The organism is Synergistaceae bacterium (genome assembly GCA_017540085.1).
GTDB lineage: Bacteria > Synergistota > Synergistia > Synergistales > Aminobacteriaceae > JAFUXM01.
In genome coordinates, this window is record JAFYBQ010000042.1 from 26,051 (window position 1) to 48,598 (window position 22,548).

24 protein-coding genes and 1 tRNA gene are annotated in these 22,548 nt (G+C 50.7%); 16 read left to right on the plus strand and 9 right to left on the minus strand.

Annotation, left to right across the window (positions count from 1 at the left end):
• Window positions 1-90 precede the first annotated feature (90 nt).
• The 3 genes from IKQ95_10385 to IKQ95_10395 are packed head-to-tail and all read left to right on the plus strand — an operon-like array spanning window position 91 to window position 2,383.
• On the plus strand, window positions 91-1,509 hold the full coding sequence (locus IKQ95_10385) for an alanine:cation symporter family protein (protein ID MBR4197095.1): 1,419 nt from the start codon (window positions 91-93) through the stop codon (window positions 1,507-1,509).
• An 8-nt stretch (window positions 1,510-1,517) separates the two neighbouring features.
• Window positions 1,518-1,817 (plus strand): hypothetical protein, encoded by a 300-nt coding sequence (locus IKQ95_10390; GenBank protein ID MBR4197096.1) that lies wholly within the window; start codon window positions 1,518-1,520, stop codon window positions 1,815-1,817.
• Window positions 1,802-2,383, plus strand: a complete 582-nt coding sequence (locus tag IKQ95_10395; GenBank protein MBR4197097.1) for a hypothetical protein — start codon at window positions 1,802-1,804, stop codon at window positions 2,381-2,383. The genes IKQ95_10390 and IKQ95_10395 overlap by 16 nt, the downstream gene beginning before the upstream one ends.
• Window positions 2,384-2,408: 25 nt before the next feature.
• Here the strand turns inward: IKQ95_10395 and IKQ95_10400 are convergent, their stop codons facing one another.
• The 6 genes from IKQ95_10400 to IKQ95_10425 form a co-directional block, all read right to left on the minus strand.
• A complete protein-coding gene (locus tag IKQ95_10400; protein MBR4197098.1) occupies window positions 2,409-3,872 on the minus strand; it encodes a Do family serine endopeptidase in 1,464 nt (487 codons plus the stop codon).
• Between the two features lie 69 nt (window positions 3,873-3,941).
• The gene (locus tag IKQ95_10405) at window positions 3,942-4,736 is read right to left on the minus strand and encodes a prolipoprotein diacylglyceryl transferase (protein ID MBR4197099.1); all 795 of its coding nucleotides are present in this window, start codon (window positions 4,734-4,736) and stop codon (window positions 3,942-3,944) included.
• 1 nt (window position 4,737) lies between these two features.
• Complete coding sequence (locus IKQ95_10410; GenBank protein ID MBR4197100.1) at window positions 4,738-5,031, minus strand: DUF2442 domain-containing protein; 294 nt, start codon at window positions 5,029-5,031, stop codon at window positions 4,738-4,740.
• 9 nt (window positions 5,032-5,040) lie between these two features.
• Window positions 5,041-5,307: a DUF4160 domain-containing protein gene (locus tag IKQ95_10415; GenBank protein ID MBR4197101.1), complete on the minus strand. Its 267-nt coding sequence runs from the start codon at window positions 5,305-5,307 to the stop codon at window positions 5,041-5,043.
• On the minus strand, window positions 5,307-6,944 hold the full coding sequence (locus IKQ95_10420) for an acyl--CoA ligase (GenBank protein ID MBR4197102.1): 1,638 nt from the start codon (window positions 6,942-6,944) through the stop codon (window positions 5,307-5,309). Before IKQ95_10420 ends, IKQ95_10415 begins: the two co-directional genes overlap by 1 nt.
• A gap of 107 nt (window positions 6,945-7,051) precedes the next feature.
• On the minus strand, window positions 7,052-9,361 hold the full coding sequence (locus IKQ95_10425; GenBank protein ID MBR4197103.1) for an ankyrin repeat domain-containing protein: 2,310 nt from the start codon (window positions 9,359-9,361) through the stop codon (window positions 7,052-7,054).
• Between the two features lie 164 nt (window positions 9,362-9,525).
• On the opposite strand from IKQ95_10425, the gene iorA reads away from it, so the two are divergent.
• The 8 genes from iorA to IKQ95_10465 all read left to right on the plus strand — a co-directional run bounded on the left by iorA (window position 9,526) and on the right by IKQ95_10465 (window position 15,377).
• Window positions 9,526-11,256 (plus strand): indolepyruvate ferredoxin oxidoreductase subunit alpha, encoded by a 1,731-nt coding sequence (gene iorA / locus IKQ95_10430; GenBank protein ID MBR4197104.1) that lies wholly within the window; start codon window positions 9,526-9,528, stop codon window positions 11,254-11,256.
• 1 nt (window position 11,257) lies between these two features.
• Window positions 11,258-11,587 (plus strand): hypothetical protein, encoded by a 330-nt coding sequence (locus IKQ95_10435; protein MBR4197105.1) that lies wholly within the window; start codon window positions 11,258-11,260, stop codon window positions 11,585-11,587.
• A 2-nt stretch (window positions 11,588-11,589) separates the two neighbouring features.
• Window positions 11,590-12,165, plus strand: a complete 576-nt coding sequence (locus IKQ95_10440) for an indolepyruvate oxidoreductase subunit beta (GenBank protein ID MBR4197106.1) — start codon at window positions 11,590-11,592, stop codon at window positions 12,163-12,165.
• A 107-nt stretch (window positions 12,166-12,272) separates the two neighbouring features.
• Entirely contained in the window at window positions 12,273-13,574 is a 1,302-nt protein-coding gene (locus IKQ95_10445; GenBank protein ID MBR4197107.1) for a phenylacetate--CoA ligase, read from the plus strand.
• A 15-nt stretch (window positions 13,575-13,589) separates the two neighbouring features.
• Window positions 13,590-14,024 carry an acetolactate synthase gene (locus IKQ95_10450; GenBank protein ID MBR4197108.1) on the plus strand — a complete coding sequence of 145 codons (435 nt, stop codon included), beginning with the start codon at window positions 13,590-13,592 and terminating at the stop codon, window positions 14,022-14,024.
• Between the two features lie 6 nt (window positions 14,025-14,030).
• On the plus strand, window positions 14,031-14,459 hold the full coding sequence (locus IKQ95_10455; protein ID MBR4197109.1) for a hypothetical protein: 429 nt from the start codon (window positions 14,031-14,033) through the stop codon (window positions 14,457-14,459).
• Window positions 14,460-14,538: 79 nt separating this feature from the next.
• On the plus strand, window positions 14,539-14,991 hold the full coding sequence (locus IKQ95_10460; GenBank protein ID MBR4197110.1) for a hypothetical protein: 453 nt from the start codon (window positions 14,539-14,541) through the stop codon (window positions 14,989-14,991).
• A gap of 26 nt (window positions 14,992-15,017) precedes the next feature.
• On the plus strand, window positions 15,018-15,377 hold the full coding sequence (locus IKQ95_10465; protein MBR4197111.1) for a hypothetical protein: 360 nt from the start codon (window positions 15,018-15,020) through the stop codon (window positions 15,375-15,377).
• 11 nt (window positions 15,378-15,388) lie between these two features.
• Here the strand turns inward: IKQ95_10465 and IKQ95_10470 are convergent, their stop codons facing one another.
• From IKQ95_10470 to IKQ95_10480, 3 genes are all read right to left on the minus strand, one after another.
• Window positions 15,389-16,258: an amidohydrolase family protein gene (locus IKQ95_10470; GenBank protein ID MBR4197112.1), complete on the minus strand. Its 870-nt coding sequence runs from the start codon at window positions 16,256-16,258 to the stop codon at window positions 15,389-15,391.
• Window positions 16,248-17,819, minus strand: coding sequence for a sodium:solute symporter family protein (locus tag IKQ95_10475; GenBank protein ID MBR4197113.1), 1,572 nt, complete (start codon window positions 17,817-17,819; stop codon window positions 16,248-16,250). The genes IKQ95_10470 and IKQ95_10475 overlap by 11 nt, the downstream gene beginning before the upstream one ends.
• Window positions 17,820-17,980: 161 nt before the next feature.
• A tRNA-Asn gene (locus tag IKQ95_10480) sits at window positions 17,981-18,056 on the minus strand.
• A gap of 93 nt (window positions 18,057-18,149) precedes the next feature.
• Between IKQ95_10480 and IKQ95_10485 the strand changes: the two genes are divergently transcribed.
• The 5 genes from IKQ95_10485 to IKQ95_10505 all read left to right on the plus strand — a co-directional run bounded on the left by IKQ95_10485 (window position 18,150) and on the right by IKQ95_10505 (window position 22,458).
• Complete coding sequence (locus tag IKQ95_10485; protein MBR4197114.1) at window positions 18,150-18,650, plus strand: hypothetical protein; 501 nt, start codon at window positions 18,150-18,152, stop codon at window positions 18,648-18,650.
• Window positions 18,651-18,923: 273 nt separating this feature from the next.
• On the plus strand, window positions 18,924-19,937 hold the full coding sequence (locus tag IKQ95_10490) for a TIM44-like domain-containing protein (GenBank protein ID MBR4197115.1): 1,014 nt from the start codon (window positions 18,924-18,926) through the stop codon (window positions 19,935-19,937).
• Between the two features lie 132 nt (window positions 19,938-20,069).
• On the plus strand, window positions 20,070-21,149 hold the full coding sequence (locus IKQ95_10495; GenBank protein MBR4197116.1) for a site-specific DNA-methyltransferase: 1,080 nt from the start codon (window positions 20,070-20,072) through the stop codon (window positions 21,147-21,149).
• Between the two features lie 13 nt (window positions 21,150-21,162).
• Window positions 21,163-21,792, plus strand: coding sequence for an SH3 domain-containing protein (locus IKQ95_10500; GenBank protein MBR4197117.1), 630 nt, complete (start codon window positions 21,163-21,165; stop codon window positions 21,790-21,792).
• 12 nt (window positions 21,793-21,804) lie between these two features.
• Window positions 21,805-22,458: an SH3 domain-containing protein gene (locus IKQ95_10505; GenBank protein ID MBR4197118.1), complete on the plus strand. Its 654-nt coding sequence runs from the start codon at window positions 21,805-21,807 to the stop codon at window positions 22,456-22,458.
• Window positions 22,459-22,548 lie beyond the last annotated feature (90 nt).

A 22,548-nucleotide genomic window follows, 5' to 3' on the forward strand; every position in this document is an offset into this window, starting at 1 on the left:
TACCTCCTGTGTAATATCCTGATAATTTGCGTATAATATCACAATTACCCTATTAATCTAAATTTTCACATTTCAGGAGGGATTTAACTCATGCAGGATTTTGCAGCTTTTCTTGATGCCCTTGACGGATTCCTGTATTACCCCGTGTTAATTATCGTCCTGACTCTGGCGGGAATATATTTCTCGTTCAGGTCAAAATTCGCGCAGGTGCGGCTTGCGTTTGACTCAATGAAGCTCATCACGGAGCGTCCCGGAAGCAAGAACGCTATATCCTCGTTCGGCGCGCTCATGGTTTCGACTGCCTCGCGTGTAGGCACCGGGAACATCATCGGAGTGTCGACCGCAATATGTCTCGGCGGGCCGGGGGCGGTGTTCTGGATGTGGGTGCTTGCCGTTCTCGGAGGAGCGAGCGCACTGGCTGAAAGCACCCTAGCGCAAATCTTCAAGCGGAGGGATCCCAAGACGGGACACAGTTACGGCGGGCCGGCATTCTACATTGAGGCCATAATTCACAGCAAGGCAACGGCGGTAATATTCTCGGTGTTCCTGGTTGCCACGTATGCTTTCGGCTTCAATGCGCTATGCTCGTACAATCTTCAGTCAACATTCAGCGTCTACACTTTCTATGATGAGGATGTTACGCCGTGGATAATCGGAGGGATTGCGGCGGCCATGACAGCGTGGTGTTTGTTCGGCGGGGCAAGAAGAGTCGTGGATGTAACAATGCTCCTTGTTCCTGTGATGGGAGTCGTTTATGTCGTTACGGCGTTCGGGATAATGATTGCGAAAATCGACATGCTTCCGGCGGTCTTGAGGATGATTTTTGCGGATGCGTTCAACTTTCAGGCCATAGGGAGCGGGATTGCGGGGTCATGCCTTGTGTACGGGATAAAGCGCGGGCTTTACTCCAACGAGGCCGGAGTCGGCTCTGCCCCTAACGCGGCGGCTTCCGCTGAGACATCTCACCCCGTAAAGCAGGGATTAATTCAAATGCTGTCAGTATACATTGACACTATATTGATTTGTTCGGCAACGGCTTTCATGTGCCTTATGTCCGGGACTCCGATAACTAGCGGGGCGGCCGGAGCGCAATACGTACAGGACTCTTTGCGGAGCATATTCGGGGAGGCCGGGCCGGTGTTTATCACGGTGATAATGGTATTGTTCGCGTTCACGACACTGCTGGGAAATCTCTTCTACGTCGACAACGCACTAGTCTACATCAACGGAAAGAAAATGCCCGGTGCGAAATTCATCACAGGCTTCAGAATCGTCTGCGCTCTCGTGATTCTTGTCGGTGCTGTAATGCCTATGTCTACGGCGTGGGCTGTGGCTGATATTTTCATGGCGGGAATGGCACTGATTAACATTCCGTGCGTCATGGCCGGGGGCGGAATAGTCTTCAGGGCGTTGGAGGACTACGAAAAGCAGAGGCGCGAACACGGCAACCCTGTATTCAAAGCGTCATCAATAGGGCTTGACCCGGAAAAATTAGACTACTGGAAGTGATTTGCGGCATGAGCTGCACTCCCTGCGACATGTCCCGGAAAGCTCTTGAGGCGTTCCGCAATGTCGGAGTGAAATATATTCTGACGCGCTCAATAGGCTATGACCATATCGACACGGCCGCGGCGCGTGAGTTCGGGATGAAGGTCGGAACAGTCAGCTACACGCCTACAGGAGTCGCAGATTACGCAATTATGTTAATGCTTGCGTGTCTCCGACGGTTCGCGCATATTCTGAGGCGGGCTGATATTCAGGATTACTCCCTGAAGAACAAACTGGGCCGGGATCTTTCCGCGTGTACTGTCGCGTAATGGGTACCGGCAGAATCGGAACAACGGTTATACAGCACTTGTCCGGGTTCGGGTGCAGGATTCTCGCGTATGACGTTCACGAAAACGAGACCGCCCGGAAATTCGCGCAGTATGCTGACCGTGATACGATATTCCGCGAGTCCGACATTATCACCCTCCACATGAACGCCAACGATGACAACTATCACATTATCGGCCATGAGGCAGTCGCGAAAATGAAGCCCGGCGCGTATGTCATAAACACGGCGCGGGGGAAACTTGTTGACTCTGACGCGATAATAGCGGAGATTGAGTCCGGCAAGCTCGGAGGGGCTGCGCTCGATGTGCTTGAGCATGAGAATGGACTGTACTACTATAACCGAATGGGAGAAGTTATCGTGAATCAGAAATTAGCGGTTCTGCGGTCATTCCCGAACGTCATATTGAGTCCTCACACGGCATTTACACGGCTGAAGATGTGCGCGAAATGGTTGAAGGAATTTTCCGAAACTGTTACGAGTTCAGCACAAGGAAAAAAACGCACGGAGTTGATATTCAGTAACAAAAAAAGCGGGACTCCCTCATGAGGAATCCCGCATAATTTTTTCACGCTTACTTTTCCGGCTTGCTTACCATCACAAAGAATGTAGCCCCGTCGCGCTCTATCATAAGGACTAGCGAGCTGTCATCCCCTGCCGCTTTTGCCGCTTCTGAGACTGTCTTCACTTCATGGCCGTTAATCTCCACAATCAAATCGCCCTCGTGGATTTCACCGTCAGCAGATGCGCTTGATGACTGGTCAATCTCCGTAATCACGAGTCCCTCGCTCCCGGAATTGATTCGGTATTTCCGCTTCAACGACTCTGTGAGCGGCGACACCTTAGCGATTCCGAAATCCTTTAGCGTGTCATAGCCTGATGATTTCTCCCCGGCTTTCTCGTCTTTTTCGGAAGTCTCATTTTCCACGCTCCCGTCTCCTTTTGCGTTGCGCTCGGCGAGTCTGACATTAAATGTCTTCTCTTTGCCCTTGCGTATAACTTTGAGCCTTGCGACAGAGTTCGGAGCCATTGTGCGGACTTTTGCGACAAAATCATCGGCATCCTTCACTTTCTGCCCGTTAATCTCGACAACGACATCACCGCGCTTAATCCCGGCTTTGTCGGCAGGGTCTCCTTTGAAGACATCATTAATCATTGCGCCGTCCTTGCCCTTAACGCCGTAAGCCTTCGCCATTTCGGGAGTGATTCCCCTGATGCTTACGCCGAGCCAGCCGCGTTTGACACGCCCGAATGACACAAGATCGCCGATAATCTCCTTTGCTTTGTTGACGGGAACCGCGAATCCCATTCCCTGCGCGTAGGGGATAATCGCTGTATTGATTCCGACAACTTCCCCGGCCATGTTGAGCAGAGGCCCGCCGGAATTGCCCGGATTTATTGCCGCGTCTGTCTGCAAAAAGTCGTCAAAGTTCACATCCTGCGCGTGAATTTTTCTGTTCTTTGCGCTGATTACTCCTGCCGTAACAGTCTGCTCAAAGCCCAAAGGATTCCCGATGGCTATGACGAACTCGCCGACCTCAAGAGCGTCAGAGTCTCCCAGCTCAAGAACGGGCAAATCTCCATCAGGCTCAATCTTTATCACAGCCAAGTCATATGTGGGATCTCCTCCGATGATTTTTGCGGGGTACGTCTTTTTGCTCCCGTCCGAAAGCTGTAATGACACCGTGATTTTGTCTACGCCGTCAACAACATGATTGTTTGTGAGGATTCTGCCTTCTTTGCTGACTATGAAGCCTGAGCCGCGCCCCTTCATCGGCACAGAGCGCGTGAACTCCTTGAAGCTGTCCCCGAAAAATCTCTTGAAGAACGGATCATCATCAAACGGGAAAGGGGATATAGATCTTCTTGCTGTCTTCTCCACGTCAATATTCACGACTGCCGGAGATGCTTTTTTGACGATAGGGACAATCGGATTCGCCTGCCCTAATGCCGCCGAGGAAAGCGCATATGCGTTCCCCGCCGCAGAAATGATTAACGCGGACGCTAACATGAACGCCAAAAATTTTCGTGTCCTCATGGTATTACCTCCTTTGATTTTTACGGCCATGTATTTTAGCGGTGAATTGTGATTTATTCATGGCGCGTTTTACTTATCCTGACTATGTGATTTCAGCTTATACAGGCTGTGCAGAATCCACACGCACAGAAACGGGAACGCCCCCGCAAGTATCGTATACGTGGTGTAATACTGCCAGCGCGGAATCATGAACAGCAACGAATGCCTGCCCCTTGCCGGGACAACAGCGAATCTCATAAGCGCGTACAGGATTATTCCCAGCGGGGCAATGACAGAGTAATATTTCTTCTGCTGACGGGGAATGACTCTGCGTTCAACATATAACAATATCCCGATAATCACAAGCGAAATGACAGAGTAATATATCTGCACAGGATGACGGAAGAGTCCGGGCTTGTCGAAAGGAAAATGAATCCCCGTGAAAAATTTTGTCGGCAGTCCCACGCAGCAGCCGTTGAGGAAGCACCCCCAGCGGCCTATGGCTATTGCGAGGAATGCGGGAGGAGTCGCCGCATCGCACAGTTTCGCGAATGACACTTTACGGGAGAACATGCACATCACGAACGCCGACAGGAACGCGCCCAGCACCGCGCCAAACTCGCTGACTCCCCAGTTTCTTACGGTGAGGATATATGACGGGTCAGAGAATACGCGGGGAAGCCTGCGGAAATTCTTGAAGACTATCGCGCCGATCATCATGCAGAAAAACGACACGGCCATGATTTTGCGCGACTCGTACTCATCGAGGCCGTAAAGCTCAAGACGCTTTATCACCCAGATTATAGCCAGCGACAAGCCTATGAACCACATCACGCTGTATGAGTCGATTCTCAGGCCGAATATGTGAAATAACGTAGGGTACATGCTATAGCATCTCCGAGTCGTAGGGGTAGCTCATGGAGTAAACAGTTTCGGGGGCAATGTCTATGTTTCCCCTGTCCCACGTTATTGTGCCGTATGCTATAACGGGATGGCGGAAAATTTCAGGGTCAGCAAGAGGCTTGAAGACTTCCCCGTCAATTTCCGTTGTGTCAAACAAACGTTTCTCGCCTGTCGAGAATGTTACAAGCACTATTCCCCAGTCAAGCGGCTTTGCGTCTGTTATCGTTATTCCCGGCTCAAGTTCTCCCGCGTAACATATTCCGTTTTTGATGTACATATACTCCTCCTATTTTGTGTGCGGAATTTTGTCGAAATGTTTTCCCTGAACGGCTAAATTCCAAGCCCTGTATGCTTCATCCTCGTGAAACGCAAGCCAGCCCGTAACAATTTTCATTTGCCTTGCAGGAAGAGACCCCGCTAATAATTCTCCATCAATAGCAATTACAGCTTCAAATTCTCCGTAGCTCACATGCACATGCGGCTTGTTGTGCTTCCCCGTGTCAAAAAACATCAGATAGATGACTATCCCGGCAAATCTGCAAAGCTCTGACATTATTTCGCGTCTTCCTCGCTGAAGAAGCTACTGCCCTGGCCGTATTTCTCGCGTAATTTCGGCTTCTCGATTTTTCCGGTCGGGTTTCGCGGAACGTCAGCAAATATTATCTTTCTCGGCCTCTTGTATCGGGGCAGACCTAAGCAGAAATGATTGATTTCTTCCTCCGTGCAGCTCATTCCCTTTTTGACCTGAATCACCGCCGCGGCAATCTCGCCTAATCTCGGCTCAGGAAGTCCGATAACAGCAACATCATGAATTTTCGGGTGCGTTATCAGGAAATTTTCGACCTGCACAGGATATATATTTTCCCCGCCCGTGATTACTACGTCCTTCTTTCGGTCAACAAGCCACACAAAGCCGTCCTCGTCCATCATGGCCATGTCGCCCGTAAACAGCCAGCCGTCCCGGAGAGTCTCATGAGTCGCGCCGGGGTTGTGGTAGTAGCAGAGCATTACGCCCGGACCTTTCACGCATAATTCGCCCGTCTCGCCCTGCGGAACGTTCCTGCCGTCATTGTCGACTATCTTCAATTCCCAGCCGTAACCCGGGACTCCTATCGCCCCTACCTTGTGTATATTCTCCATTCCGAGATGGACGCACCCCGGCCCGGTCGACTCTGAGAGTCCGTAATTGGTATCATATTTGTGTGAGGGGAAATATTCCAGCCAATGACGAATCAGCGATGGGGGAACAGGCTGCGCGCCGATATGCATTAGCCGCCACTGAGAGAGATTCCGTCCTTCTAGTTTCAGCTCGCCGCGGTCTAACGCCGTCAATATGTCCTGGCACCAGGGGACTAAAAGCCACACGATAGTACAGCGTTCCCATGATACAACGTCAAGAATCGCTTTCGGAGATGTTCCTTTGAGGATTACCGCCCGGCTTCCCGTGTACAGTGAGCCGAACCAGTGCATTTTTGCCCCCGTGTGATATAGCGGAGGTATGCAGAGAAATACGTCATCATGAGTCGTTGCGTGGTGAACGGCCTCCATTTTCGCAGACTGCATTAACGCGGTGTGATTGTGCAGGATAGCTTTCGGGAAGCCCGTTGTCCCTGACGAGAAATATATCGCGGCCTCGTCTGAGTCCTCAACTAAAATTTTCGGGGCTAAAGAATGGCAGTTGTTGACGGCTTCATTGTAGCTTTCGGCAAATGAAGGGCAGTTGTTGCCGACAAAAAATAGAAGGCACGACTCGCCCAGGGCAAGCACGGTGTTTTCTACCCTCCCGATAAATTCAGGGCCGAAAAATAATATATCAACGTCAGCAAGTTTCACGCAGTACTCTATTTCCTCGGACGAGTAGCGGAAATTCAGAGGCACGGCAATAGCTCCCGTCTTCAGAATCCCGAAATATATCGGCAGCCATTCTAGGCAGTTCATGAGGAGGATTGCTACTTTCTGCCCCTTCTTTACTCCGCGTGATAATAGCATGTTGGCGACTCTGTTGGCTTTCTCGTCAAATACTTCCCATGTTATTTCGCGGCGGTAGGGCTTTGATGATGTCGGCTGAATGAGGGCGTATTCTTTCCATGTTATTCGGACTGGCTCGGACTGCTCCGGGTTTATTTCGACAAGGGCAACTTCATCGCCGTAAAGTTTGGCGTTGCGTTCGAGTAAATCTGTAATAGGCATGTGTGGAAAAATCATTCCTTTACGTAAAATTAGAGTCCCGCCGAATTTCAGCAGGACTCGTGAAAATTACCCTAAACGCGGAATTATGTCAAGAAAACAGAAATGCGCTAAAGTCTGCTGAGTGCCTCCGTATCTGTCAGCCTGTAATTATGCCGGGCGTATTCCGATGCCCTATGCCTCGCGTGATTCGTGATGTCCCTGTCCGCGCCCGCGTCAATCAGCGTGTCAACTACATCATCATTATTGTATGAGGCCGCGTAAATCAGCGCAGTGTTCCCGCTGTCGTCCTGAGCGTCAAGAACCGCCCCCGCGTGAATGAGTATCTCGACAGCCTGAGCCGTGTTGCTCTGAGCCGCGAACATTAACGCAGTCGCCGCAGATTTGTTCGTTACGTTGACATTTACGCCTGCTGAGACTGCCTCGGCTATTTCGTCCTCTGACCCTGAGCGGCAAATCTTCAGGAAATCCCGCTGTAATTTCTGCCGTAATTCTGTCATTTCTTCTTCGTCTTCTTTCGTTGGCTTGGGTGTGTCATCTGTTCCGTATTCGTAGCTGTATGTGTCATCTTCGTATTCTTCATGCTGTGATTGTTCGGGAGCGTTATGCGGCTCTCCCTGCGGCGTTGGGGACTCGGCGTGTGATTCAGGCTGTGATGTTTCGGACTCTGACTCTTCCGGCGACATTTGGGACTCGGCTTGCGGCTCTTCCGGCTGTAATCTGGGCTGTGAGTCGTCCGTCAAAGTATCGGCGGCTTCTTCCGTCTCACCCCGCAGGAGACGTACAATATCAGTGCCGTTAATCCGCTTGTTTTTCACGGCGTAATCTGCGGCCTTCTTCCCGTCATTGTTCAGCATGTCAATATCAGCTCCCGCTTCAAGAATTACCCGCACAGCGTCATAATCATTCCTCATTGCGGCGTATATCAGCGCGGTGTTGCCCCTGTGATTTCTCGCGCCGACATCCGCACCCGCGTCAATAAGTGCCTTCACCGCCCTTGCGTTTGTGTTAAACTGCGCCGCCGTCATAAGGGCTGTAGTGTGATTCCTGTTCGCGGCATTGGGATTCGCTCCCTCGTCAATAGCGCGGATAATCTGCTCATATTCCGCTGACTTGCAGAACGATATGAAGTCTAAATCCGACATGGCCGGGCGTTTTTCCGGGACACTGGGAGGGATTTCGGGCTGTTCCTCGACATCTTTCACCGATAACAGCATAGGGGGGTATTCCTTTGTGCTGAACCATTTTACGCGGGCTACAGTCTCGAATCTCACCAGCTTTGTGTGATCGTCATCGTAGCGGTAAATCTTACGGCCTAATTCTGACGGAGGTATGCGGGCTTCAAGTCCGTCTCTGAGTTCGACAACTGCCCCGGTTGAATTGCTGAGGCTCTTTACTGTTACGCGGACATCCTGCCCCGGCTTGTATTTCGCGTAAAGTCTAGCCATCGACAAATTGTAATCTCCCTCGGCCATCGTCATGCTCAGGCTGATTATATCCGTATCAACGTCCGTAACTTTGAAGACATACTTTTTCCCGGCCATGACATTTTTCCCGCGCGGCACCTCTCCGGCAGGGACTTCAGCAGGAATCCTCCCGATTACCGCCGAATATCCTGCGCCGTTTTCCCCGATGATTCTTGCTTTGACGACATAGCCCGGTCTCACCGTCTCCATGAAAAGCCATTCGCACAATCTCAGAGCGTCATAAATGAGCCGCCGCCCCTCAGATTCTGAAGTGTACTCGTCATTGTAGCGTTCGTGAAGTGCCTTGTTCCGCGCAATTCTGAGGCTGTGAAGAATTTTGCTGCCCTCGTGCGTGATTTTTCCGCTGTCAGACAAGACATCAATGCGGTCTATCTGATCGCGCTCGTGAGTCTCGATGGCGTATTCTGAGATTAAGCGGTCTGCGATTGCCTCGCCCATGTCGCCAAGACATATGAGACAGTAGCGGGTGTTAGTGTAGAGATTCTCTTCGGCCTCGCGCCCAAGCTCCGAGATATTCATGAGGATTGGCACGGGCTTGTCAGGCGGGAAAAGGTCAGCCAAGAATCCGAAACGCCCCCCGGCTTTCACGTTAATGTACCATCGGCATAACTCCTCAGCCGTAACAATCAGCCGCGAACATGCAGACTCAGAGTCATAGCCCTCGTTGGCGGCCTCGCTTTTCGTGTCAGTGAGGGCTGATATTTTCCGGGAAATGTAATCGGTGATTATGCCCTTTGCGGTTAATGCCTCAAGTTTTCCGGGTGTGTCCGGGATATTCGCCCGGCAGGACAAATCCTCCGTGATGATTTCGGCGATACGTCCGAGACAGAGGAGGCATATATTTGGGTCAGATGATATACATTCTTCAGCCCTCCGCCCGTATTCCGCAAGTTTCGGGCAGTCGTCCTCAAGAAATAAAAACCTGCTGTCCATCAATTTATTCTCCTGGAAATTTTTTCGCTTGCATAAATTTTAACATTAGCGACAAGATTCATATTCCCTGAGTCGTTTGTGAAGTCAGCAATAATTAATGAGCGGTTCAGAAAAAACAGTATAATGTTACAATTCCGACTAATTCAGAAGGGGGATAAAATTTCATGAAGCAGCTTATGCAGGGGAACACCGCCGCCGCGAGGGGACTATATGAGGCGGGCTGCTGTTTCGCGTCAAGCTACCCTGGCACGCCAAGCACAGAGATAACCGAGGAAGCCGCGAAATATGACGCGATATATTCCGAGTGGGCACCGAATGAGAAAGTCGCAATGGAGGCCGCGTTCGGTGCGTCATTAGCGGGAAAAAGATCTTTCTGCGGTATGAAGCATGTAGGCTTGAACGTCGCCGCAGATCCGCTTTTCACAGTCTCATACACCGGGATTAATGCGGGAATGGTTATCTGCGTGGCTGATGACGCTGGTATGCACTCATCACAGAATGAGCAGGACTCCCGGCATTACGCGAGAGCCGCCAAACTTCCCATGCTTGAGCCGTCAGACTCTCAGGAGGCACTAGACTTTTTCCGCAGAGCCTATGACATTTCGGAGGAATACGACTCGCCCGTCATCGTCAAAATGTGTACGAGAGTCGCGCATTCTCAATCACTCGTTGAGACAGGAGAGCGCAGAGAAATTCCCGCCCGGCCCTACGAGAAGAATATAGCAAAATATGTGATGATGCCGGGAAACGCGATAAAGCGTCATCCCATTGTCGAGGAAAGAATGAAACGCCTTCAGGCTTTCGCGGAAGAGTCAGACATCAACCGAATCGACTCCGGCGCGGACTCATCACTCGGAATAATAACATCATCGACTTCATACCAGTATGTGAAAGAGGCACTCGGCGACAGATTCCCCGTGCTGAAACTGGGAATGATTTGGCCAATGTCTGACGAAAAAATACGCGAGTTTTCCGGCCATGTTGAACGGCTCGTGATTGTAGAGGAATTAGACGGCTTCATAGAGGAACATTGCAGGGCTATGGGCGTTCAGTGCGAGGGAAAATCATTGTTCGGCTGTCTCGGCGAGCTGAGTCAGAATGTCATAGCGTCAAAATTAGGGCTTCCGGCTCCTGAAGGGCTGAGGCTGTCTGAGAATGTGAAGATTCCCGCACGGCCTCCGATGATGTGCGCGGGCTGTCCTCACCGGGGAATATTCTTCACGCTGAATCAGGCAAAATGCACGGTGCTGGGTGATATTGGGTGCTACACACTGGGAGCTGTTGCGCCTCTGTCGGCAATGGAGATGACTCTATGCATGGGTGCCTCTGTCAGCGCATTACACGGTTTCAGCAAGGCAGGCGGGAAAAACGCCGTTGCAGTAATCGGGGACTCTACGTTCATGCACTCAGGGATGACGGGACTCGCGAATATCGCCTACAATCAGAGCAAGGGAGTCGTAATCATCCTCGACAACTCTATCACGGGCATGACGGGACATCAGCAGAACCCGACAACAGGACTGAACATTAAGGGAGACCCGGCCGGGAAAATCGATCTTGAGAGCTTATGCAGGGCAATGGGATTCAGGCGGGTGAGAGTCGTTGACCCCTATAACCTGAAGGAATGCGCCGAGGCACTGAAGGAGGAATTATCAGCTGACGAGTCATCAGTGATAATTTCGCGGAGACCATGCGCCCTGCTGAAGACCGTAAAGCACAAGCCCCCGCTGAGGGTTGAGCCGTCATTGTGCATTGGGTGCAAAGCCTGCATGAAGATAGGCTGCCCGGCACTGTCGGTTAGGGACGGAAAAGCACACGTAGATGATACATTGTGCGTTGGGTGCGGAGTGTGTAAACAGCGGTGCAGGTTCGGGGCATTCAGGGGAGGCGAGTAACATGGCCGAGGCTCAGGGAGATATTTATGTCCGTGAAATAGACGCGAGATTGAAACGGATTGAGTCATTGTACGAGAAAACAGCGGCGGAAATTCGTGATGTCAAGTCAGAAATGAGACAGCTTGAGGCAAAATTTGACGGCATTCGGAGCATTTGCATGTGGAGTGTAATGGGCTTCTGGATAATTCTCGGCCTTGCTACAGCTTTTGCGGTAATCAGGAGAATATATCAGCCAGTAACACTTGAAGACGTTGAACGAATCGCAGAACGAGCCGCAAATAATGTTATTACAGATGCTGTTATCGAGCGTATTGTGAGCGGAGGAAAATAACAATGGCCACGAAAAATATAATGATTGTCGGAGTCGGCGGACAGGGGAGCGTACTCGCAAGCAAACTTTTGGGACATCTCCTCACATCACAGGGATATGACGTAAAAGTCTCGGAGGTTCACGGAATGAGTCAGCGCGGCGGAAGCGTCGTAACCTATGTGCGTTACGGGGACAAAGTATATTCGCCCGTAATCGACAAGGGGCAGGCGGATTTCATTGTGTCGTTCGAGCTGTTAGAGGCTGCAAGGTGGATTGAATACCTTTCGCCCAACGGCCAAATAGTAACGTCAACACAGCAGATTGACCCTATGCCCGTTCTTACAGGCGCGATGACTTACCCGGAAAATTTGCTTGAGGAAATCAGGAAGACAGGCGCGAAAATTGACGCTCTCGACTGCCTGAAACTTGCTGAGACCGCCGGAAGTCCCAAAGCCGTTAATCTCGTCCTGCTTGGCCGACTCTCTCACTACTTCACGGACATCACGCCGGAGTCATGGCAGGAAGCAATTACAGGATGTGTACCCCCGAAATTCTTAGACCTTAACCGAAAGGCTTTCGATTTAGGGAGAAACGCATAAATTTTACCCCCCTTCCGTTTGTCTCCCTCCCCCCTAAGTTAGGTGGACACAGAGGGGGAAGAGGGGGTATCAGACGAAATATTATCATCGAGGAAGGTTTTATCTTTATGGAAAAGTATTATCAGCCCGAAATTGAGACAATGCCCCGCGAGCAGATTCGCAGACTTCAGAATGAACGACTCCTGAAGCAAGTCCGCCACGCCTGGGAAGATGTCCCCTATTACCGCAAGAAAATGCAGGAGAAGGGACTCACTCCCGATGACATAAAATCAATGGACGATCTTCACCTTCTCCCGTTCCTGACAAAGGCAGACCTCCGCGAGGCATACCCCTACGGCTTAATGGGCCGCCCCCTGAAAGACTGCGTGCGTATTCAGTCAACATCAGGCACAACAGGACAGAGAGTCGTAGCCTTCTACACGCTCAACGACATTCACATATGGGAGACAATGTGCGCCCGGGCAATCATGGCCGCAGGGGGGACAAATGAAGATGTCGTGCAGGTCTCATACGGCTACGGACTGTTCACGGGCGGGCCTGGCCTCAACGGCGGGAGTCATCTTGTCGGCTCTCTCACTATTCCGGCCTCGTCAGGAAACACAGACAGGCAGATTATGTTCATCAAAGATTTGTCCGCGACAATTCTTTGCTGCACTCCCAGTTACGCGGCGTTTATCGGCGAGCGCATGAAGGAAATGGGAATGTCCCCCGATGATATTCCGCTCAAAGCCGGGATTTTCGGTGCTGAGGCATGGAGCGAAAGCATGAGGCGCGATATTGAGGCCACAATGGGAATCAAGGCTTACGACATTTACGGCCTCACGGAGCTTTGCGGGCCGGGCGTTTCGTTTGAGTGTGAAGATCAGCACGGTATGCACATCAACGAGGATTATTTTATCCCGGAGATTATTGACCCTGAAACAGGCGAGGTCCTCCCGGAAGGCAGCACGGGCGAGCTTGTTTTCACGACACTGGAGAAGGAAGCCTTCCCGCTGATTCGCTACAGGACACGCGATATTACCAGCCTCAGTTACGAGCCATGCCCCTGCGGAAGGACTCACGTCAGAATGTCGCGCTTGAAGGGGCGTACCGATGACATGCTCATTATCCGCGGCGTAAACGTCTTCCCGTCGCAGATTGAGACCGTCCTAATCAATCAGGGCTACCCGGCGAACTATCAGATTATTGTTGACCGGGTGAACAACACAGACACGCTTGATGTGAGAGTCGAAATGACCCCGGAAATGTTCACCGATAATTTGGGCGTTGTGAATCAGCGTCAGGCGAAACTTGTCGAGGGTCTGCGCTCAATGTTAGGATTAACGGCAAAGGTTACCCTTGTCGCTCCGAAAACTATTGTACGGTCTGAAGGAAAAGCAGTAAGGGTAATCGACAACAGGAAAATATAGAGAGGGGGAAAATTCATGAACGTGAAGCAGATTTCAGTGTTTCTTGAGAACCGGCCGGGCTGCCTCCACGAGATGACGCGGGCATTAGCTCAGGCGGGAATCGATTTGCGGGGACTCTCGCTTGCTGAGACGAGCGATTTCGGAATCGTGAGATTGATTGTTGATGATGTAGTCGGGACTGCCAGCACCTTGCGGGACGCGGGGTTTGTGGCCAGCCTTACGGACGTTCTTGCGATTGAGGTGCCGAATGTGCCGGGGGGATTGAATCACGTGCTTGAAGTTCTTGACGGAGCCGGGATAAATGTCGAGTACATGTACGCTATATTAGGCAACAAGAAATCAGATACGGCCTACATGATTTTCCGGGTCAGCGACAACGCGAAAGCCTCATCCGCGCTGGCTGGCTCAGGTGTCAGGATTATGGGAGCTGAGGAGCTGTCAGCAATATAAATAGCCATGAACATAAAGCAGGTATCAATCTTTATCGAGCATGTGCCGGGGACTCTGCACAAAGTCGTAAAAACTCTCGCGGAGAATGACATACATATTCGGGCGTTCTCTGCGGTGGAGTTTGGCGGAATAGACATACTCCGGCTGATTGTGGACAATATTTTGTGGACTGCCTCGCACCTAAAAACGCTTGGTTATCCTGCAACGTTCAAGGAAGTAATAGCTGTGAGCATACCAAACACGGCGGAGAGATTATGCAAAGTCCTCGAAATAATGAGGAACGCCGGAATCAATATAGAGTACTCGTACTCACTTGTGCTGAAAAATTATTCGGCGGGCTTTATCTTTGAGGTTGACGACAGCGCGAGGGCTGCTGAGGCTCTGACGGAGGCGGGGATAAAGGTCATCACTCAGGAAGAATTGCAGACGCTGTAAAAATCCGAGGCTGTTGCGATAAACGCGGCGGCCTCTTATAATTTTGCGGCAAATAAACTTTTCGGGGGCGTAAAATTCAGTGAGCATAAAGCAGATTTCAGTGATACTTGATGACCAGTCCCAGACGTTAAGCAGAATGGCTGAAGTTCTCGCGTCAAAAAATGCTGACATGAGAGCATTAACTGTGGAGGAGTCCGGGAATTTCAGAGTCGTGAGACTCATTGCGGATAATGTTCTGTGGGCATCATCGGCATTGTGGGAGGCAGGGTTCACGGCGAATACTGCTGATGTTGTAGCCGCGGAAGTTCCTGACGAGGCCGGGGGGCTTGCGCGTCTTCTGAATATCATTGAGCGCGCCGGAATGGAGATAAAGTATATGTACCCTGTATTGAGCCGAAAGAAGTCATCAGCTTTAGGCGGAGGGGGATTGCCTGTAGTAGTCCTGAAACTGTCGGGCAGTGAGAATCCCGAAGAGATATTGCGGCTTGAGGGGATAAAAGTTTTGACTCACGCTGATTTGTCGTCGCTGTAGGAAATTTTTTCGGGAGGCGATCATTCATGAGGAAGTCAGCACTTGCGGTATTGGCTCTTGTCATCGCGTTATTGTTCGGGAGAACGGCTTGCGCGGCGGCCAAGTATTTCACGCTGGTGAACAACACGGGCGCGGATCTCTACACAGTCAACCTCAGCCCCTCAACTAGGTATGAGTGGCGGGATTACGTGATAGGGGACATACTGGACTCCAAAATTCTTGAGTACGGAGAATCGGCTAATGTGCGTTTTAACACCGGGGGTTTAAGGGAATGGGATATTCAGGCGGTGTTCTATGACGGCACATCGGCTTGGTGGTACAACATTGACCTTATAGCCTCATACACCGTAACGCTGAACAGGGACGGCACAGCGGATATGGAGTAAGGCAGGAAATTTCACGCATTATCATTTTTCCCCTTCAGGATGTTCACCGCGTTATTGTACAGGATAGTGCGTTTCTCGTTATCCGAAAGGCTGAGGGACATTACAGCATTGACGCATTCAGACTGTGAAGCCCACGGCGAGTCAGTCCCGAAAATCACGCGCTCAGACCCGAAAGCCCGTACCATTCCGGCAAACTCATCATCATTCAGCATGTCGCATTCATTTCCGCCGGAATAATATCCGTCCCCGTTCGGGTAAAACCTTCCGAGAGAGAACGCCGAGTCAACATAAACATTCTCACGCCCCGCAAAGAGCTTCACGGCCTCAGCCCAGCACCGCCACCCGCCCATGTGAGCCAGAATCACGCGCACATCCCCGGCCATGTCGAGCGCACGCGCTATTCTCTCAGGCAGCGCGGAGTCATCGCCGGGGAATCCTATGTCCCAGCCCGCATGAATCATCACGATCAATCCCAGCTCGCCCGAAAATCTCAGAATGTCCGCGTAATGTTCATCATCAACATTCAGCCCCTGATAGACCGGGTGAATCTTTACGCCATTTATGCCCGCCCCGGATGTTCTCGCTAATTCCCCGCGACAGTCATCAAAGAAGGGGTGAATCCCCCCGAAAGAATATACCCCGGTTGATTCACCCTCCGCATTAATCTTCATGGCCGTGTTGTTGATTCTCGTAACCTGCTCCGGCTTTGTGGCGACAGGCTGAACGACTGAGCATGTTACGCCCGCTTCCCTCATTGACGCTTTGAGTCCCGGAATTGTGCCGTCAGTGAATGGCCGAGTGTGGCTGTTATGACTCAGGACTCCCAGCGCGTGAGAGGCTATTTTCTCCGGGAATGTGTGAGCGTGAATATCAATTATCATCGCCCAATGCCCGCGACTGTCTGATTGTTACCGTCCTTGTGTAGCAGGAGAAAGCATCATCGACAAATTTGCGTTCAGGTTTCGGAGTAATAATGCTGACGACCGGGACAATCACGAATCCGGCAAGCATACAGAAAGCTCCGGCGTTAATCGGAGAGCGCAATAGCTCCGGGAAATCGGGACGCACGAAAATATTTGCGGTCATTACGACGCTTGAGAATATGAAGTTTACCCAGCATGATAATTTTGTTACGCCCTTCCAGTAAAGGCTGTACATGAACGGCGCGAGGAATGCTCCGGCAAGCGCACCCCATGACACTCCCATTAACTGAGCTATGAATGTTACGTTTGATGAGTACTGAATCAGCGCAAGAACTACGGATATTATGATGAATATCACGATTAGTACGCGCATTGTGAAGAGCTGCTTTTTCTCGTCCATGTCGCGAATCACGTGGCCTTTGAGCAAATCAAGCGTGAGAGTCGAGCTTGACGCAAGAACAAGTGATGACAATGTAGACATTGAAGCCGACAATACGAGAATCACAACAACGCCTATCAGTATGTCGGGAAGATTCGAGAGCATTACGGGAATGACAGAGTCATAGCCCTCAGCGGGGACTCCGATTCCTGACGGGTCAAGCTGGGACGTGAACAATCTCCCGAAACCGCCGAGGAAGTAGCAACCTCCCGCCACAACGAGAGCGAACAGCGTAGAAATCACTGTGCCTTTCGTGATGTCTGACTCATTCTTGATGGCGTAGAACTTCTGCACCATCTGAGGAAGTCCCCATGTGCCTAAGCTGGTAAGTATTACGACTCCGAGAAGGTTCACGGGGTCAGGGCCGAAAAATGACGCGAATATTCCGGGAGATTTTGCGAGGGGTGTTACGGCGTGAGAGTCAGAAATTGCCGCAAGCCCGGCGAGAGACTCAGAGAGTCCGCCCTTGCTTTCGAGGACTGCGACAATCACCGCAGTGATTCCGGCGAGCATTATTATTCCCTGAATGAAGTCGTTTATCGCCGTCGCCATATATCCGCCCGCAACGACATATATACCCGTCAATACGGCCATGATTATGACGCAGACCGAGTAATCCACGCTGAACGCCATCCCGAATAGCCTGCTCAGACCGTTATAGAGGGAAGCTGTATACGGAATCAGGAATATGAAGCATATCACCGAGGCCGCAATTTTGAGCGAGGCACTCTGAAACCTCTTGCCGAAAAAGTCAGGCATCGTTGCGCTGCTGAGATACTGACTCATGATACGAGTCCTTCTGCCCAAAACCGCCCAAGCCATTAGCGAGCCGATAAAAGCATTTCCGAGTCCCGCCCATGTCGCCGCGATCCCGTAACGCCACCCGAACTGACCCGCATAGCCCACGAAAACAACCGCCGAGAAATAGCTAGTCCCGTAAGCAAACGCCGTAAGCCACGGCCCGACAGACCGCCCACCCAAGACAAAGCCGCTGACATCTGTTGAATGTTTCCGGCAGTAAAGCCCGATAGCAATCATTAAGCCAAAGAAAAATATCACTAACACTGATTTGATGAGCATGAAATATATTTTCACTCCTGAAATTTTTTCACGCGCAAGATTACGCCCCGCCCCCGCCAAAATCAACCGTCATAAATGAACTGACAAAAACGCAAAAAAAGAAGCTCCCGACTCAATTTCGGAAGCTCCCTGTTATATTCGTTGTCCTGACAAAAAAAATTTGGCTCCGCCACCAGGACTCGAACCTGGAACCTAATGATTAACAGTCATCCGCGCTGCCGATTGCGCTATGGCGGAACGCAACAAAAGGAATTTTACCCCTCACCCCCCGTTTTTGTCAACATGCTATAATCACAGCAATCACAGAAAATTTTACGGAGGAAAAATATTATGCTCTGCACTTCATCTGAGGCGGCGAAAATTTTGCGGAGGCTCAACGATGAGAAAATGACGATTGAGGCACGCGAGTCGATGTCTTTGCATTTTACAGCGGCTGTTAATGAAGACATTGAGGACGCACGCCCGGAATATGATTATGACGAAACACGGATGGCACTCGATGAAATTGACGCGGAAATCCGCAAGTTGAAGCACGCGATTAACACGTTCAATCTTACGCATGAAGTGCCGGGATTCGGAATGACAGTTGATATGATGCTCGTATATATTCCTCAGCTCACGAGAAAAAAGCAGCGTCTTTCGGCCATGAAGGACAGACTCCCGAAGGTGCGCGAAATGACGAGAGTCGCAGGAATTATTGAGTACAGTTACGCAAATTATGACATTGAGAGGGCGACAGAAGATTTTGAGAAAGTCTCGGACGAATTATCACGCGCACAGACTGCACTTGACGTTCTGAACAACAGCGTGAAATTTGAGATTAATATATAGAAATTAATACCTTCTGCACACGGGCGGAAACTCCTTTTGACTGTGGGGTCTTACAATCTCACGGAGAAATTTGGTTCAATGTTATTCGTTATTACTCTGTTATTTGTTTTTGACGGCTCATGTTTTAATGTTGCGCGGCCTCCATTAAATTTTGTCTTTGTCTTGTGTGCAGTAAAAACTTGTTTCACCGGGGGAGCTGAAGTATAAGGTTTCAGGCTCTCTCTTTTTTTGCGTATAATACACTGCATAATCCCAAACAAGGAGGCATTATGCATGAAGCGCAAAATTATTCCCGGCATAGTAATTCTCATCACACTGATTTTTGCCGGGGTATCATATTCAGATTTCGGGAGCTTTTCGGGAAATTCTGATTACGACAGCTTGCCGTCATCAAGCACATCATCAGGCGGAGGATTTTCGGGCGGCTCTGACTGGTCAGACTCGTACACTCCATCACATTCAACGCGCACAAGGACGCGCAGGACAGCACCGGAATACGGCACGGGTATAAATCCGGGAGTCGCGGCGGGAATCCGTCATCAGCAGGGTGTGAGGAATCCGAGTCTCGACACTGAAGACTACGAGGAGTTCGGCGGGATAGCGTTCGTATTGCTGGTATTCTTTGTGTTCTGGCTCATGATTCACATTAACAGCAAGAGGAAGCGCGATGTAGGACAGACTGTCATCAACATTCAGGACACTGTAAGGACACTGCGCCCAATGAACGAATATTTAGAGCTTGACCCGGAATTTGACGAGGAGCGGATCAGGACTCTAATGTCGAACCTGTATATACAGATGCAGGAGACGTGGCAGAGGAAGGATATATCACCTTTGCGGCCATACATGACGGATAAATTTTTCTCGCAGATGGATAATCAGCTTGAGCAGTTCAGGAAGTCAGGCCGGACGGATTACACCGAGCGTATTGCGGTGCTGAACACTGGCATAATTGGGTGGAGGCAGTCCGCCGGGATGGACTATATCACGGTGAGGCTAAATGCGCGGATTGTGTCATACGTTCTTGACGACAGGACCGGGGAATTAATTTCGGGCGACAGGAAGCGCGAGAAATTCATGGAGTACGAAATAGAATTATGCCGGAAATCCGGGGCTGTAACGAGTCCAGAGTCTGACGGCGTGAAGACTGCGACATGTCCGCACTGCGGCGCGCCCCTGAAGCTGAATGCCTCGGCTCAGTGCGAGTACTGCGGGAGCGTGATTACTGCGGTAAATTCTGACTGGGCTATTTGCGGCATGAGGGGAATATCACAGAGGACGGCGTAAAGGCTTGAGTCCCCTGCGGGTGTCATGGCCTGCGGGGGCTATATTTTCCGCAGATTCTCTCCTAAAGGGAACAATTCTGCCCTGAGCTGTATATATTCCGGTCTCGGTGATATATAACAAGAGGTGATAACGTTGTACGACATAATCATTAACGCCGACTCCCTGTCCGAGCTTCCGAAATTGCCCGCCGAGTCTGTCGATTTGATTTTTGCTGACCCTCCATATTGGATGAGGACTGAAGGAATCTTGCGGCGGGCGGAAGGCACAGAGTTTCACGGCTGCAATGATGACTGGGACAAATTCAGCTCCCTCGATGACTACGAGTCCTTCACGCTTCAATGGCTGACTGAGTGCCGGAGAGTCCTCAAGCGTTCCGGCTCGCTGTGGGTGATAGGCTCTATGCAGTGTATATACACAATCGGCGCGGCCATGCAGAAATTAGGCTATTGGCTCATAAACGACATTATATGGCACAAGACTAACCCGACTCCGAATTTCACCGGCTCCCGACTCAACAACAGCCACGAGACTCTAATTTGGGCGGTCAAAGACCGTAAGTCAAAATTCACGTTCAACTACAAGACAGCAAAAGCCCTCAATCACGAGTCGCCCTCAAAACAAATGGGATCCGTCTGGCGATTCCCGGTCTGCTCAGGAAATGAACGACTCAAAGATTCCAGCGGTCATAAAATCCATTCGACACAAAAGCCCCTCGCAATGTTAGAGAGAATCATAGCAATCTCATCAAAGCCCGGTGATTTAGTGCTTGACCCTTTCGCCGGAACAATGACGACAGCCGCCGCCGCAAAGAAATTAGGCCGTCAATACATCATGATTGAGTGCGAGAAAACTTACTGCGATTACGGGCGTGAAAGGCTCAGTGCGATAACGTTTGAGGACTCGCAAATTTCGCGGGGTGATTTTGACGTTAAGCCAATGCGCGTAACAATGCCGGAAATGATTCAGGCAGGATATTTTCATGAGGGAGAGAAGTTTTTTCTTGCTGACGGAAAAGAATACGCCGAACTACAGCCGGACGGGAAATTATTGTACGCCGGGAAAATTATCGACATTCACACATGCGCGGCTCGTGCCAAAAATTTGCGCGCCGAAAGAGTCAACGGTTTCGATTATTGGCACGTCATGCGGGGAAATCACCTTGTCAGCATCAGGGAAATACGCGAAAATTACCGGGACAGTCTCAAACACTAGGGGAGGAATCATCATGAAACGTATAATTCTTGCTGTACTCATTGCGTTATTGCCTGCGTCTTTTGCTGAGACCGCTGAAAGGTTCGTAACGTTCCCGGCTCTCGGACGCTGCACAGGAACATACGTAAGATACCGCGACAATCCCGACACTGACGGCGAAATCATCGGGCGGCTGAACTCTCCCGAAAGAGTCATAGTTGTCGGGCAGACTGTTACGGACGGCGATTTGTGGTACGAGATTGAAGACCCTCGCGCAGAGGCTACAGCGTTTGTTTTCGGGAAATATATCGTGCCAGTTTTTGACGAGACCACACAGCAGGGCGAGCTTTACAGAATGCTTGTCAGTATTTTCCAGTCATACGGAATCACGAAAGAGAAGGCGAATTTCTATAACGGCCCGGCAGTCGAAATAGAACACACTAATGACGCAGGAATATTTCAGCTTGATGTGTGGGAAAAAGGCTGCTCATTCGGCGATGTGAATATAGGCGACGGCAAAGAGAAACTGCGTGAAACTCTCGGCGAGCCTGACATGATTAGCGGCTCTGAATTGGAATATAGGCTTGACGGGGATATAATTTTCACATTCAGGCTGAAGGACGGCAGAATCTCTCACATGTCGTACCAGTGGCCGCAACGTTAAGGAGGAATCATCATGAAGCGTGTAATTCTTGCCATGCTCACTGCGTTATTGTTCGTGTCATTTGCTGAAGGTGCCGGAAAATTTGCCGACTTCCCGACAATAGGAGTCTGCACGGGCGACTCAGTGCGCTATCATTCAAAGCCAAGCACAAAGGCTGAAGTCTGGGGAAGCCTCAGCAAAAACATGAAGGTTGTCGTTGAGAGTCAGAAAGTTGTTGACGGTGAAACGTGGTACGAGATTTCGCCCAAAGACGCACAGGACTCCGCATATGTTTACGGGGAATACTTAGCCCCGTATTTTGGCGAGGCCGCGCAGAAATCCCCGGTCAACAAAATGGTCATCGACATTCTGCAAGTCTATTCGCCCTACAAGGATAACGACTACTACACGGAATACGGCGGGGAGGAAGTCAGGCGGACATATGACGAAAGCGGCTGGCTCGTGCGTGTTGAGGCGTGGAAGCCGGGATGTTCTTTCGGGAATGACGGCCAGGACGAAAGCAAAAATATCACTATCGGCGACAATGCGGGCAAGCTCACAAAACTTTTCGGCGACCCCGACAAGAAGAGCGACTCAGAATGTGAATACACTGCGGGGAGTTCCTCATTAACTTTCAGGATTGAGGACGGGAAAATTACCCGCATGATTTACGAGGACAAGAAATAATCAGCCGTATCATTCGCAAAAAAAGAGTCCCCGGAGGTTTTCTAGCCTTCCGGGGATTCTTGTTGTATTCTGCGTGTTATCCGGCCTAGG

Coding starts and splice junctions, on each gene's coding strand:
- IKQ95_10385 (MBR4197095.1), top strand. CDS start 91: ATGCAGGATTTTGCAGCTTTTCTTGATGCCCTTGACGGATTCCTGTAT.
- IKQ95_10390 (MBR4197096.1), top strand. CDS start 1,518: ATGAGCTGCACTCCCTGCGACATGTCCCGGAAAGCTCTTGAGGCGTTC.
- IKQ95_10400 (MBR4197098.1), bottom strand. CDS start 3,872: ATGAGGACACGAAAATTTTTGGCGTTCATGTTAGCGTCCGCGTTAATC.
- IKQ95_10405 (MBR4197099.1), bottom strand. CDS start 4,736: ATGTACCCTACGTTATTTCACATATTCGGCCTGAGAATCGACTCATAC.
- IKQ95_10410 (MBR4197100.1), bottom strand. CDS start 5,031: ATGTACATCAAAAACGGAATATGTTACGCGGGAGAACTTGAGCCGGGA.
- IKQ95_10415 (MBR4197101.1), bottom strand. CDS start 5,307: ATGTCAGAGCTTTGCAGATTTGCCGGGATAGTCATCTATCTGATGTTT.
- IKQ95_10420 (MBR4197102.1), bottom strand. CDS start 6,944: ATGCCTATTACAGATTTACTCGAACGCAACGCCAAACTTTACGGCGAT.
- IKQ95_10425 (MBR4197103.1), bottom strand. CDS start 9,361: ATGGACAGCAGGTTTTTATTTCTTGAGGACGACTGCCCGAAACTTGCG.
- iorA (MBR4197104.1), top strand. CDS start 9,526: ATGAAGCAGCTTATGCAGGGGAACACCGCCGCCGCGAGGGGACTATAT.
- IKQ95_10435 (MBR4197105.1), top strand. CDS start 11,258: ATGGCCGAGGCTCAGGGAGATATTTATGTCCGTGAAATAGACGCGAGA.
- IKQ95_10440 (MBR4197106.1), top strand. CDS start 11,590: ATGGCCACGAAAAATATAATGATTGTCGGAGTCGGCGGACAGGGGAGC.
- IKQ95_10445 (MBR4197107.1), top strand. CDS start 12,273: ATGGAAAAGTATTATCAGCCCGAAATTGAGACAATGCCCCGCGAGCAG.
- IKQ95_10450 (MBR4197108.1), top strand. CDS start 13,590: ATGAACGTGAAGCAGATTTCAGTGTTTCTTGAGAACCGGCCGGGCTGC.
- IKQ95_10455 (MBR4197109.1), top strand. CDS start 14,031: ATGAACATAAAGCAGGTATCAATCTTTATCGAGCATGTGCCGGGGACT.
- IKQ95_10465 (MBR4197111.1), top strand. CDS start 15,018: ATGAGGAAGTCAGCACTTGCGGTATTGGCTCTTGTCATCGCGTTATTG.
- IKQ95_10470 (MBR4197112.1), bottom strand. CDS start 16,258: ATGATAATTGATATTCACGCTCACACATTCCCGGAGAAAATAGCCTCT.
- IKQ95_10475 (MBR4197113.1), bottom strand. CDS start 17,819: ATGCTCATCAAATCAGTGTTAGTGATATTTTTCTTTGGCTTAATGATT.
- IKQ95_10485 (MBR4197114.1), top strand. CDS start 18,150: ATGCTCTGCACTTCATCTGAGGCGGCGAAAATTTTGCGGAGGCTCAAC.
- IKQ95_10490 (MBR4197115.1), top strand. CDS start 18,924: ATGAAGCGCAAAATTATTCCCGGCATAGTAATTCTCATCACACTGATT.
- IKQ95_10500 (MBR4197117.1), top strand. CDS start 21,163: ATGAAACGTATAATTCTTGCTGTACTCATTGCGTTATTGCCTGCGTCT.
- IKQ95_10505 (MBR4197118.1), top strand. CDS start 21,805: ATGAAGCGTGTAATTCTTGCCATGCTCACTGCGTTATTGTTCGTGTCA.